Origin of the sequence: Variovorax sp. LG9.2, from assembly GCF_035018885.1 — a bacterium.
Lineage (GTDB): Bacteria > Pseudomonadota > Gammaproteobacteria > Burkholderiales > Burkholderiaceae_C > Variovorax.
In genome coordinates, this window is the sequence record NZ_JASJXB010000004.1 from 87,684 (window position 1) to 100,608 (window position 12,925).

Annotated in this window: 12 protein-coding genes; 10 read left to right on the plus strand and 2 right to left on the minus strand. The window is 65.1% G+C overall.

The genetic code is table 11. The annotated features are described in order from the left end of the window. The first annotated feature begins 20 nt into the window (after positions 1-20). The gene (locus QN413_RS05605; RefSeq protein ID WP_323495644.1) at positions 21-482 is read left to right on the plus strand and encodes a tRNA (cytidine(34)-2'-O)-methyltransferase; all 462 of its coding nucleotides are present in this window, start codon (positions 21-23) and stop codon (positions 480-482) included. A gap of 16 nt (positions 483-498) precedes the next feature. Here the strand turns inward: QN413_RS05605 and QN413_RS05610 are convergent, their stop codons facing one another. Continuing rightward, positions 499-954, minus strand: coding sequence for a MaoC family dehydratase (locus QN413_RS05610; protein WP_323495645.1), 456 nt, complete (start codon positions 952-954; stop codon positions 499-501). Between the two features lie 81 nt (positions 955-1,035). Here QN413_RS05610 and QN413_RS05615 point away from each other — a divergent pair, with 81 nt between their 5' ends. Both QN413_RS05615 and kefC read left to right on the plus strand, forming a co-directional pair. Then, positions 1,036-1,752 carry an NAD(P)H-dependent oxidoreductase gene (locus tag QN413_RS05615; protein ID WP_187053014.1) on the plus strand — a complete coding sequence of 239 codons (717 nt, stop codon included), beginning with the start codon at positions 1,036-1,038 and terminating at the stop codon, positions 1,750-1,752. 2 nt (positions 1,753-1,754) lie between these two features. Beyond that, positions 1,755-3,617 carry a glutathione-regulated potassium-efflux system protein KefC gene (gene kefC, locus QN413_RS05620; RefSeq protein ID WP_323495646.1) on the plus strand — a complete coding sequence of 621 codons (1,863 nt, stop codon included), beginning with the start codon at positions 1,755-1,757 and terminating at the stop codon, positions 3,615-3,617. A gap of 41 nt (positions 3,618-3,658) precedes the next feature. On the opposite strand, the gene QN413_RS05625 is transcribed toward kefC, so the two are convergent. Continuing rightward, positions 3,659-4,537, minus strand: coding sequence for an amidohydrolase family protein (locus tag QN413_RS05625; RefSeq protein ID WP_323495647.1), 879 nt, complete (start codon positions 4,535-4,537; stop codon positions 3,659-3,661). 116 nt (positions 4,538-4,653) lie between these two features. Between QN413_RS05625 and QN413_RS05630 the strand changes: the two genes are divergently transcribed. From QN413_RS05630 to QN413_RS05660, 7 genes are read left to right on the plus strand one after another with little or no spacing between them, the layout of a single operon-like run. After that, positions 4,654-5,427: a crotonase/enoyl-CoA hydratase family protein gene (locus QN413_RS05630; RefSeq protein ID WP_323495648.1), complete on the plus strand. Its 774-nt coding sequence runs from the start codon at positions 4,654-4,656 to the stop codon at positions 5,425-5,427. After that, complete coding sequence (locus QN413_RS05635; RefSeq protein WP_323495649.1) at positions 5,424-7,316, plus strand: feruloyl-CoA synthase; 1,893 nt, start codon at positions 5,424-5,426, stop codon at positions 7,314-7,316. The genes QN413_RS05630 and QN413_RS05635 overlap by 4 nt, the downstream gene beginning before the upstream one ends. Next, entirely contained in the window at positions 7,313-8,098 is a 786-nt protein-coding gene (locus tag QN413_RS05640; protein WP_323495650.1) for an SDR family NAD(P)-dependent oxidoreductase, read from the plus strand. Before QN413_RS05635 ends, QN413_RS05640 begins: the two co-directional genes overlap by 4 nt. Positions 8,099-8,149: 51 nt before the next feature. Next, positions 8,150-9,283: an ABC transporter substrate-binding protein gene (locus QN413_RS05645; protein ID WP_323495651.1), complete on the plus strand. Its 1,134-nt coding sequence runs from the start codon at positions 8,150-8,152 to the stop codon at positions 9,281-9,283. Positions 9,284-9,316: 33 nt separating this feature from the next. After that, entirely contained in the window at positions 9,317-10,369 is a 1,053-nt protein-coding gene (locus tag QN413_RS05650) for a branched-chain amino acid ABC transporter permease (protein WP_323495652.1), read from the plus strand. A gap of 1 nt (position 10,370) precedes the next feature. Further along, entirely contained in the window at positions 10,371-12,197 is a 1,827-nt protein-coding gene (locus QN413_RS05655) for a branched-chain amino acid ABC transporter ATP-binding protein/permease (RefSeq protein ID WP_323495653.1), read from the plus strand. After that, complete coding sequence (locus QN413_RS05660) at positions 12,197-12,925, plus strand: ABC transporter ATP-binding protein (protein ID WP_323495654.1); 729 nt, start codon at positions 12,197-12,199, stop codon at positions 12,923-12,925. The genes QN413_RS05655 and QN413_RS05660 overlap by 1 nt, the downstream gene beginning before the upstream one ends.

Sequence of the window (12,925 nt, forward strand, 5' to 3'; positions counted from 1 at the left end):
CCCGTTGCGACAATGCGTGGATGTTTCATATCGTCCTGGTCGAGCCCGAGATTCCACCCAACACCGGCAATGTGATTCGCCTTGCCGCCAACACCGGCTGCATGCTGCATCTGGTCGAGCCGCTGGGGTTTTCCATGGATGACCGGCTGCTGCGCCGTGCCGGACTGGACTATCACGAGTACGCCGAAGTGCGCCGCTACGCCGGCTGGCAGCAATTGCTCGACAGCGAATCACCACCGCCCGATCGCATGTTCGCGCTCACGACGCGCGGCAGCCGTCCGGTCCATGAGGTGGCATTTGCAGACGGCGACTGGCTGGTGTTCGGTTCGGAAACCAAGGGACTCGACCCCGGATTGCGCGAGTCATTCCCCCAAGCGCAGCGACTGCGGCTGCCGATGCGAGAAGGCCAGCGCAGCCTGAACTTATCGAACGCGGTGGCAGTGACCGTGTTCGAAGCCTGGCGACAGATCGGGTTCAGATAACCCGATCTGCGCTGCATTACTTGTAGCGACGCACCACCGACTCGGCCACGCACGCCGGCTTGGGCGAGCCTTCCAGCTCGATCGTCGTTTCCCAGGTCATCTGCAGACCGTCGTTGGCAATCGGCTCCGATGTCAGAAGCTTCATGCGCCCGCGCAGCCGACCGCCGACAGGCACAGGCGCCATGAAGCGGACGCGATTCAAACCGTAGTTCACGCCCATGCGCGACTCGGTCACTTCGAAAGCCGCTTCGTAGAACTTCGGCAACATCGACAGCGTGAGAAAGCCGTGCGCGATCGGCCCGCCGAAAGGTCCAGCCTTGGCGCGCTCAACATCGACGTGAATCCACTGATGGTCGCCCGTCGCGTCAGCGAACCGATTCACCTGCTCCTGCGTCACGGTGATCCAGTCGCTCACCGCGACCTCCTGGCCAACGCAGTCGGCAAGATCCTGAAGGGTCTGGAATGTTTTCATGGCGGCACTCTAGCGCCGCGTCGGTCGGCGCGGCTGTCTGAAGCGTGACAGGGCTTGCCCCGATTGCGCTATGTTCGCGAGATGAGCTCAACCACCGCAACGGCTTCGAAGTCGCCCACCATTTATTTGCTGGCGGCGCATCCGCACTGGCGCGACTCGCGCGTCAATCGGCAGCTGGTGCGAGCCGCCCGCGGCGTCGAAGGAGTCGAAGTCAACGACCTCTACGACAGCTATCCCGACTATGCGATCGACGTCGAAGCCGAGCAAGCCAAGCTCGCTCGCGCCGATCTGGTCGTGCTCATGCATCCAATCCACTGGTATTCGATGCCGCCGCTTCAGAAGCTCTGGCTCGACGAGGTCTTGAGCTACGGCTGGGCTTATGGCACCGGAGGCACCGCGCTGGTTGGCAAGGACTTGTGGCTGGTCGCCACCACCGGCGGCCCTGAAGAGAGCTACCACCCGCAGAGCTACAACCGCTATTTCTTCGACGCGTTTTTGCCGCCCTATGAGCAGACCGGCGTCCTCTGCGGCATGCGCTTTTTGCCGCCGCTCATATTGCACGGCGCCCGCAGCGCAAGCGACGACGAGGTCCAGTCGCATGTCCAGACTTTCTCCGAGCGACTGGGCAGCTTTCCGAACTGGCCCGAGATCGACGCGCTCGGCGATTGCCCAACCTGCGTGGTACCGCCGACCGACCGGCCGCAAGAGGATGAGGATGCAGCGGCGATGTCGCGCGAATTCGGCAAGGCGCTGAGCAATGTTCCCGCTGCCATGTCCGGCACGGCAGAAAGCGCCTGAGCATGGAACACGCACCGGTCTGGCTGACGAGCAGCCTCATCTATCTGGGCGCCGCCGTATTGGTGGTGCCGCTTTCCAAAGCGCTGGGCCTCGGTTCGATCATCGGCTACCTGGTGGCGGGCATTGCCATCGGCCCCTGGGGACTCGGACTGGTGTCGAGCGTCGAGGACGTGCTGCACTTTGCCGAATTCGGCGTCGTGTTGATGCTCTTTCTGGTTGGGCTCGAACTGGAGCCCAAGCGGCTCTGGAACTTGCGACGACCGATCTTCGGCTGGGGCCTGGCGCAGGTCGCGAGCTGCGCCGTCGTGCTCTTCGGTATCGGCTGGTTGGCCGGCGCCGAATGGCGTGTCGCGCTGGTCGCCGCGCTGGGGCTCGCGTTGTCGTCCACCGCCATCGCCTTGCAGGTTTTCGGCGAGCGCAACCTGCTGAAGACCAGCAGCGGCCAGGCCGGCTTTTCGATCCTGCTGTTCCAGGACGTGGCCGCCATTCCGATCCTCGCGCTGCTGCCGTTGCTGGCCGGCGCTGCCGCTGGTGCACAGCAAGTGACAGGCCTCGACCGGCTCTTCGAAGGCCTGAAGATCGTCGGCGTGATCGCCGGCATCGTGTTGGGCGGCCGGCTCGCGTTGCGCCCCTTGCTGCGCTGGATCGCCCGCAGCAAAACGCCCGAAATCTTTACTGCCACCGCGCTGCTGTTGGTCGTCGCCATCGCGGCGCTGATGCAGTTCGTCCACCTGTCGATGGCCCTCGGCGCCTTCTTGGCCGGCGTGCTGCTGGCAGAAAGCGAATACCGACGCGAGCTCGAGACCGACATCGAGCCCTTCAAAGGCTTGCTGCTCGGACTCTTCTTCATCGCAGTGGGTATGTCGATCAACTTCGGCGTGTTGATCGCGCAGCCGCTGATGATGGCTTTGCTGGTCGTCGGCTTCATGGTCGTCAAGCTGGTGGTGATCTACGCGCTCGCCAAGGCGATGGGTATCCCGTACCAGCAGCGACCCGTGTTCACGTTGCTGCTGGCGCAGGGCGGCGAGTTCGCCTTCGTGGTGTTCCAGGCGGCCGGGCCCAACGTGTTGCCACCGGAAGTGACGTCGCTCCTCATCGGCGCGGTCGCGTTGTCGATGTTGTTGTCTCCATTGCTGCTGGTCGCAATCGACAAGTGGGTGCTACCCCGTTACAACGAATACGCGAAGAACGCAGGGCCGAAGATCGACGAAATTTCCGAGCAGCAGGAGCCCAAAGTGCTGATCCTCGGGTTCGGCCGCTACGGCCAGATCATTGGCCGCATGCTGTGGTCGCAAGGCCTGCCGCTCACCGTGCTCGATCACGATTCGGACACGGTCGAAGGCCTTCGTGAGTTCGGTTTCAGGGTGTTCTACGGCGACGCCACGCGGCTCGACCTGTTGCGCACAGCTGGCGCCGCCACGGCGCGGGTGGTGGTCGTGGCGGTCGACGACATCGAACAGTCGCTCACCATCGTCGACTTGTTGCGCGAGCACTTTCCCCAAGCCCGTGTGGTGGCCCGCGCACGCAACCTCAGGCACTTGTACCAATTGCGCGATCGCGGCGTGGAACACATCGAGCGCGAAGTGTTCGAGTCATCCCTGCGCAGCGCGCGCGCCACTCTTGAAGGGCTCGGCTGGCCGGCGTACGAAGCACGCGAAACGGCAATGCGGTTTCGCGCCCGGAACATCAAACTGATGGACGCGACCTATCCGCACTACAAGGACCGGGCCAAGGTGATCGCCGTGGCCAAGGAAGGCCGTCAGCAGTTCGAAGAACAGATGACGAAGGAACGCGAGGAGCGGCAGAAGCGGTCGGGAGTCGACTGGGGCAAGCTGGAATCGGAGGAAGAGCAGAGCTTGCCCTGAGGGATCCGGGACTGCGCGGACCGATCAGCGCACAGGGGCCCTCAGCTGGCAACCGCCTGATCCAGCCTCAACAACCGCACCGCATTCCCCTTCAAGATCCCGGGCACCACTTCCGGCTTGAACCCCGCCCCTTCAAAGTCTTTCAGCCACTTGTCGGGGGTGATGAGCGGGTAGTCGCTGGCAAAAAGAATCCGGTCTTTGAGCAGCGTGTTGGCGTATTGCACCAACTGCTTGGGAAAATACTTCGGGCTCCAGCCAGACAGGTCGATCCACACGTTGGGCTTGTGCGTCGCCACGCTCAATGCTTCGTCTTGCCACGGAAAACTTGGGTGCGCCATGACGATCTGCATGTCCGGAAAGTCGATGGCCACATCGTCCAGATGCATCGGGTTGCTGTACTCCAGGCGCAGTCCGCCACCGCAACGCATGCCCGAGCCGATGCCGCTGTGACCGGTGTGAAAAACGGCGGGCAAGCCGTACTCAGCAATGATTTCGTACAGCGGCCACGCCATCTTGTCGTACGGGTGAAACGCTTGCATCGTCGGGTGAAACTTGAAGCCCTTCACACCATAGTCTTCGATCAGTCGGCGTGCCTCGCGCGCGCCCATTTTTCCCTTGTGCGGATCGATGCTGGCGAAGGCAATCATGATGTCGCTGTTCTTCTGCGCAGCCTCGGCGATCTCTTCATTCGGGATGCGCCGGCGACCGGTGTTGGACTCGGCGTCGACCATGAACATCACCAGCCCGATCTTGCGTTCGCGGTAGTGGTCGATGCTCTCCTGGATGGTCGGCCGCTTGCCCGCCTTGAAGTACTTGTCTGCGGCGCGGTCGTACTCCTCGCCGTAGTTGTCGAACGGGTTCCAGCAGCTGATTTCGGCGTGCGTATGGGTGTCGATGGCAACGAGGTTGGCGTGGTCCATGGCGCTGTCTCCTATTTGTGGTCGGGCTGAGGGTAAGTCCCAATGTCGAGGTCGACTTTGCGCCTTGAATTGGTTATCTTGCATAACCATAATCGAAGCCAACACGGATTGCAATCATGACTCACCCCGATCTCCAGCTAGAAATCCTCGACGACGTCGCCGTGGTTCGCCTCACACGCATCGCCAAGCGCAACGCGCTGTCCGACGGCCTCATCCTGGCCTTGCGCGACGCCTTCGAGAGCCTGCCCGACACGGTACGCGCCGCAGTCGTCGACGGCGAAGGTCCGCACTTCTGCGCCGGCCTCGATTTGAGCGAGCTGAAAGAGCGCGATGCCGGCCAGGGTATGAAGCATTCGCGCATGTGGCACGCCGCTCTCGAGCGCGTGCAATACGGGCCGGTTCCCGTCATCGCGGCACTGCACGGCGCGGTGGTCGGCGGTGGGCTCGAGCTGGCCAGCGCCTGCCACATCCGCGTGGCCGACACCTCGACCTTCTATGCGCTGCCCGAAGGCTCGCGCGGCATTTTTGTCGGCGGCGGCGGCTCGGTGCGCATCCCCAAGCTCATCGGCGTGGCCCGCATGACCGACATGATGCTCACGGGCCGCGTCTACAACGCCGAAGACGGCGAGCGCGTCGGCTTCGCGCAGTACCTGGTGCCCGAAGGCACCGCATTCGACAAGGCGCTCGAACTCGCCAGGCGCGTGGCCAAGAACGCGCCGCTCACCAACTACGCGCTGATGCACGCGCTGCCGCGTATCGCCGAACAACCGGCCGACCAGGGCTTCTTCACCGAAGCGCTGATCGCCGGCATTGCACAGAGCGCACCCGAAGCCAAGGAACGCGTGCGCGACTTCCTCGAAGGCCGCGCTGCCAAGGTCGCCAAGTCATGAGCACGGGCGCAGCCCCCAGATATCGTTCGCTCGCCTTCGGCGTCACGCGCGGGGTGCTGCGCGAAGGCGCATCGGGTACGCGTTACCTGAGCGCCGAAGCACCGTTGGTGGCAAGCGCAGAACGCATGACCGACCGACTCGTCCATTGGGCCGAAGTCGCGCCCGATCGCACCTTTGTCGCGCGCCGCGAGCGCAAGGCCGATGGCAGCACCGGCGCATGGCGTCATGTGACCTTTGCGGAGGCGCTGCAGCATGCGCGGCGCATCGGGCAGGCGCTGCTCGACCGTGGGTTGCACGCCGATCGGCCGCTCGCCATCCTGAGCGAGAACGGCATCGAACACGCACTCCTCGCGCTGGGTGCGCTCTACGTCGGCGTGCCGCACTGCTCGGTGTCGCCGCCCTACTCCGTCGTCAGTCAGGACTTTGAAAAACTGCGCCACGTGCTCGACACGCTGACGCCCGGCCTGGTGTTCGCGAGCGATGCGGCACGCTTCGGCCGCGCCATCACCGCAGCGGTACCGGCCGACACCGAAGTCGTGCTGGGCGAAGGCTCGATCGAAGGGCGCGCTGCGCTGTCTTTCGCCGAGCTCGACGCCACCGTCGCGACGCCGGCGGTCGATGCCGCGATGCGCGCCACCGGGCCCGACACGATCGTCAAGTTCCTCTTCACCTCGGGCTCGACCAAGCTGCCGAAAGCGGTCATCAACACGCACCGCATGTGGTGCGCCAACCAGCAGCAGTTGCGCCAGTCGATTCCGGCGCTGGAAGACGAGCCGCCGGTGCTGATCGACTGGCTGCCGTGGAACCATACCTTCGGCGGCAACCACAACGTCGGCATCGTGCTGGCCAACGGCGGCACGCTCTACATCGACGACGGCAAGCCGACGCCGTCGGGCATGGCCGAGACGCTGCGCAACCTGCGCGAGATCGCGCCGACCATGTACTTCAACGTGCCGACCGGTTTCGAAGCCATCGCCAACGCGATGGAAACCGACACCGTCCTGCGCAAGAACCTGCTCTCGCGCGTGAAGATGTTTTTCTATGCCGGTGCCGCGCTGTCGCAGCCGGTCTGGGACAGCCTGCATCGCACGCAGGAAGCCGAAGTCGGCGAGCGCATCGTGATGGGCACGGGGCTCGGCATGACCGAGTCGTCGCCCTTCGCGCTGTACATCACGAGCCCGCAGGTGTCGTCAGGCGATCTGGGTCTGCCGGCACCCGGCATCGACTTGAAGCTCGTCGAGGTCGACGGCAAGACCGAGGTGCGCTACCGCGGGCCGAACATCACGCCTGGCTACTGGCGCGCGCCCGAAGCCACCGCCGAAGCCTTCGATGAAGAAGGCTTCTTCTGCACCGGCGACGCGGTGACCTGGATCGACCCTGACGACATCCACAAGGGCCTGCGCTTCGACGGCCGCATCGCCGAAGACTTCAAGCTGGCGACGGGTACCTTCGTGAGCGTCGGCCCGCTGCGCGCGAAGATCATCGCGGCCGGCGCGCCGTACATCCAGGATGTGGTGCTGACCGGCATCAACCTGAAGGAAGTAGGCGCGCTGATCTTCCCGACGCAAGCCGTGCGCAAACTCGCCGGCTTGCCCGCCGATACGCCGATGCAAGACGTGCTGCAGAGCACGCCGGTGCAGACCTACTTTCAAGGCGTGGTCGACACGCTGGCGCAGCACGCGACCGGCAGTGCCAATCGCATCGCGCGGGCGCACCTCGTGTCCGTGCCACCCTCGATCGACAAGGGCGAAGTGACCGACAAGGGCTCCATCAACCAGCGCTCGGTGCTGAAGCATCGCGCTGTGGAGGTCGAGGCGCTGCACACCGGCGCGCTGCTGTACACCTTGCAACCGAAATTGCAACCGACACCCCGAGGAGACAAGCAATGAAGATCGAAGGACAAGCCGCACTGGTCACGGGCGGCGCATCGGGCCTGGGCGAAGCGACCGCACGCGAGCTCGCGCGCCTGGGCGCCAAGGTCGCCGTGCTCGACCGCAATGCCGAGCTCGCAGCGAAGGTCGCAGCCGACATCGACAAAGAGTTTGGAGACGGCTGCGCCGTGGCGTGCGCGTGCGACATCACCGACACCGCGAGCGTCATCGCCGCGCTGGACAAAGCCGCCGCGGCGCACGGCCCGGCGCGCATTCTGATGAACGTCGCGGGCATCGGCAGTGCGAAACGCATCGTCGGCAAGGACGGCAATCCGGCGCCACTCGAAGACTTCGTGCGCGTGGTCAATATCAACCTGATCGGCGGCTACAACATGGCGCGGCTCTTCGCCGCGGCCTGCGCCAAGCTCGATCCACTCGACAACGGCGAGCGCGGGGTGATGCTCTTCACCGCTTCCGTCGCCGCCTTCGATGGCCAGGTCGGGCAGCAGGCTTACAGCGCATCGAAAGGTGGGCTGGTCGGCATGACCTTGCCGATGGCGCGCGACCTGGCGCAGCACGCCATCCGCGTGTGCACCATCGCGCCGGGCTTGTTCGCCACGCCGTTGCTGATGGAACTGCCCGAAGCAGTGCAAAAATCGCTGGCTGCATCGATCCCGTTTCCGCCGCGGCTGGGCAAGCCTTCGGAGTTCGCCGAGCTCGCCTGTCACATCGTCACCAACGGCCACCTGAACGGCGAAGTGATTCGCCTCGACGGTGCGCTGCGCATGGCGCCGCGCTGAGATTGCGGCCACCCGCTTCTCATTCCAATTCGCTCCCTTAGAGACAGTCAGATGAAGTTCACCAAAACCATCCTCGCTACCGCGTTCGCACTGATGACCATGGCCGCGCACGCCGACCTCACCATCGGCGTGGTGCAACCCCTGACCGGCCCGGCCTCGGGCCTCGGTATTCCCGTCAAGAACGCGGTTGCCCTCTGGCCCAAGACCATCGCCGGTGAAACCCTCAAGGTCATCGTGCTCGACGACGCGAGCGACCCGACGGCCGGCGTCAAGGCGACGCAGCGGCTCATCACCGAAGACAAGGTCGACGTGCTGGTCGGCTCGACCGCCACGCCGGTAGCGATTCCAATGGCCGAAGTGGCGGCCGAATCGGGCACGCCGCAGATCTCGACCGCACCGGCATCGCTGCCGCCCGGCAAGGACAAGTGGATGTTCCGCCTGCCGCAATCGAACGCGGTGATGGCGGTCGCGGTCGTCGGCCACATGAAGAAGATGGGCGTGAAGACGGTCGGCTTCCTCGGCTACACCGACGCTTACGGCGAAGGCTGGCTGAAAGACTTCACGGCAGAAGCCGAGAAGAACGGCATCAAGATCGTCGGCACCGAACGCTTCGCCCGCGCCGACACCAGCGTGACCGCGCAAGCGCTCAAGCTCACCTCGGCCAACCCCGACGCCATCCTGATCGTCGCCTCGGGCAGCGGTGCGGGCATGCCGCAAAAGGCCATCATGGAGCGCGGCTTCAAGGGCAAGGTCTACCAGACGCACGCCGCCGCCACGCAAGACCTGATGCGCACCGCAGGCAAGGATGCCGATGGCGCCTACGTGGTGTCCGGCCCGGCCGTCATCGCCGAGCAACTGCCCGACAGCCATCCTTCGAAGAAGATGGCGATCACCTTCGTCGAAACCTACGAGAAGGCTTACGGGCCGGGCTCGCGCAACCAGTTCGCCGGCCACGGATCGGACGCGCTCGTCGTGCTCGAAAAAGCGGTACCGATCGCGCTCAAGAAGGGCAAGCCCGGCACGCCGGAGTTTCGCGCTGCACTGCGCGATGCGCTCGAAACCATGGGCCGTACGGTGCTGGCGCACGGCGTCATCAACTGGTCGCCGACAGACCATTGGGGCTACACCAACGAAACCGGCGTGATGCTGAAAGTCGTCGACGGCAAGTTCAAGGTCGAGCAGTAAACACACACACGCAGAAAGCCGGCCCGTCACGTTATGGATTTTTCGATCGCCAGCATCCTGACGCTGGACGGGCTCACCAACGGCGCGATCTACGCGCTGTTGGGCATGGGCATCGTGCTCGTGTTCACCGTCACACGCGTCATCTTCATTCCCCAGGGCGAGTTCGTTGCGTACGGTGCACTGACCCTGGCGATCTTTCAAACCGGAAAGGTGCCGGGCACGGTGTGGCTGCTGATCATCCTGGCGGCGGTCGCGGCGCTGATGGAGCTGGTCACGACGTGGCGGCACCGTGGCGGCAACGCTGCAGCCGCAGCGCCCGCCCTCAAGGCGGCACTCAAGACCTTCGTCATTCCGGCGGTGATCTGCGCGGTGTCGGCCTGGGCCGGGCCGCGCAATTTGCCGCTGGCGGTGCAGGCGCTGCTCACCATCTGCATCGTGACCGCCTTCGGTCCGCTGGTGTACCGCGTGGCATATCAATCGCTGGCCGGATCGAGCTCGCTGGTTCTGCTGATCGTCTCGGTCGGCGTGCACTTCGCGATGACCGGACTTGGACTCTTGTTCTTCGGCGCCGAAGGCTTTCGCAATCCGTCGTTCTGGGATGTGCGCTTTGCACTGGGCCCGCTCAACCTGAGTGGGCAGACGATCATCATCTTCGGCGCGTCGGCGGCGTTGATCGTGCTGCTGTGGCTCTTCTTCGAGCGCAGTCTGTATGGCAAGGCGCTGCGCGCGACCGCGGTCAACCGCCTCGGCGCGCGGCTCATGGGCATCTCGACGCAGAACGCGGGGCAGCTCACCTTCGCGATGGCCGGCCTCATCGGCGCACTGTCGGGCCTGCTCATCGGGCCGACCACGACGATCTTCTACGACTCCGGTTTTCTGATCGGCCTCAAGGGTTTCGTGGCGGGCGTGATCGCCGGCCTGTCGAGCTATCCCGGCGCGCTCCTTGGTGCGCTGGCGGTCGGCATCATCGAATCGTTCGGCTCGTTCTGGGCCAGTGCTTTCAAGGAAGTAATCGTGTTCACCATCATCCTGCCGGTGCTGTTGTGGCGCTCGCTGGCCAGCGGTGGATCGGACGAGGAGCACTGACATGGCACTTGCTTCCACTCTCGATTCACTGCCCACCGGGCCGGCACGCAGGAACGTTGTGCGGGCCTGGGGGCCGCTGCTCGCCATCCTCGTCCTGGTCGCGCTGCCCCTGCTGCCGCTGCCCGACTTCTGGATCCTCCAGCTCAACTACATCGGCATCTACGCGTTGCCCGTACTCGGCCTGGTGCTGCTCACCGGCGTCGGCGGCCTGACCTCCTTCGGGCAAGCCGCCTTCGTCGGCATCGGCGCGTACACCACCGCCTATTTGACGGTGAACCTGGACATGTCGCCATGGTTGACGCTCTTCATCGGCCTGGGCCTGACCGCTCTCAGTGCGGCCTTCATCGGCGTCATCACACTGCGCATGTCGGGCCACTACCTGCCGCTGGCGACCATCGCCTGGGCGCTGGCGCTCTACTACCTCATGGGCAACCTCGATGCGCTCGGCAAATACGACGGCATCCTGGGCGTCAAGGGCCTGTCGCTGTTCGGCTTCGAGTTCGGCAAGCAGCGGATCTTCTACGCGCTGGTATGGGCGCTGGTGCTGATCGCTTCCTTCGCCGTCATACGGCTGCTCGATTCACGCAGCGGCCGCGCCATCCGCGCGCTGGCCGGTGGCTCGCAGATGGCCGAGGCGATGGGCGTCAACACGCTGCGCTTCAAGATCGGCATCTTCGTGCTGGCGGCGCTGTTCGCGTCGGTGTCGGGCTGGCTCTATGCGCACTTCCAGCGGACGGTGAACCCTTCGCCGTTCGGTCTGAAGATGGGCATCGAGTACCTCTTCATGGCCGTGCTGGGCGGCGCGGCGCACGTGTGGGGCGCAATCGCCGGCGCCGGCATCGTCAAGCTGCTGGAAGACCAGTTGCAGGTGCTGCTGCCGCGGCTGATCGGCACCAGCGGCAACTACGAACTCATCGTCTTCGGCATCATGATCGTGCTGGTGCTCAAGTACCTGCCGGACGGCGTTTGGGCCTTCGTCGACCGGCGCCTGCCGCGACCGCACCGGGCGCGAGACTGGGGTGACGGCGCTAACGTTACCGAGTTGCCCACACGCACCCGGCCGGCCGCCGGCGAAGTGGTGCTCGACGTGCAGGCCATCCGCAAGACCTTCGGCGGACTGGTGGCCGTCAACGACATCAGTTTTCAGACGCGCGCCGGGCAAGTCGTCGGGCTGATCGGGCCGAACGGTGCGGGCAAGTCGACCACGTTCAACCTGGTTACCGGCGTGCTCGGGTTGTCCGGCGGCACGGTCAAGTTCCGCGGTGAGCGCATCAGCGGCCTGCCCTCCCGCAAGATCGCCGAACGTGGCGTCGCGCGCACCTTTCAGCACGTGAAGATGGTGCCCGACATGACGGTGCTGGAGAACGTCGCACTCGGCGCGCATCTGCGCGGCCGCAAGGGCGCCATCGCCGCGATGCTGCGCACCGACCGCGGTGAAGAGCGCGCACTGTTCCGCGAAGCCGAGCGGCAACTGCAGCGCGTCGGCATGGGCGACATCACGAACGAGCTGGCCGGTAACCTCGCGATGGGCCAGCAGCGGCTGCTGGAGATCGCCCGCGCCCTCTGCGCCGACCCGGCCTTGCTGCTGCTCGACGAACCCGCCGCCGGCCTGCGCCACAAGGAGAAGCAGGCGCTGGCCGATGTGCTGCGCGGCCTGCGGGCGGGCGGCATGAGCATCCTGCTGGTCGAACACGACATGGGCCTGGTGATGGACATCTGCGACCACATCGTGGTGATGGAGTTCGGCACGCATTTGATGGAAGGCACGCCCGGCGAAGTGCAGCGCAGCGACAAGGTGCGCGCGGCTTACCTGGGCACGGAACACTGATGACCACACCTCTTCTCCAGATCCGAGACCTGCATGCCGGCTATGGCCGCGCCGAGGTGCTGCATGGCATCGACCTGCAAGCCGGCGAGGGCAGCGTCGTGACGGTGATCGGCCCCAATGGCGCGGGCAAGTCGACCTTGCTCAACGCGCTCATGGGGGTGCTGCCGGCCAAGGGGGTCATCGAGTATCGCGGGCAGTCGATCGCCGCGCTGTCGCTCGAAGAACGCGTGATGCTCGGCATCGCGCTGGTGCCCGAAAAGCGAGAGCTCTTCGGCACCATGCCGGTCGAAGACAACCTCGTGCTCGGCGCGTTCCGGCAGGTGCGCATCGGCAACCGGCAATGGCGCGACCAGATCGACCAGGTCTACACGCTGTTTCCCCGCCTCAAGGAGCGACGCACGCAATTGGCGGGCACGCTGTCGGGTGGCGAGCGGCAGATGCTGGCGTTGGGCCGCGCGCTGATGTCGCGGCCATCGCTCCTGATGCTCGACGAGCCGAGCCTGGGGCTGGCGCCGCTGGTGGTGCAGGAGATCTTCCGCACAGTGAGTGCGCTGCGTGCCACCGGCGTGACCATCTTGCTGGTCGAGCAGAACGCACGCGCTGCGCTCGAAGTGGCCGACCACGGGTATGTGCTGGAGATGGGCAGCGTGAGCCTCGAAGGCGCGGCGCGCGATTTGGCAGGGGATTCGCGGGTCATCGATACCTATCTGGGCGCTGCGCGGGCCTGA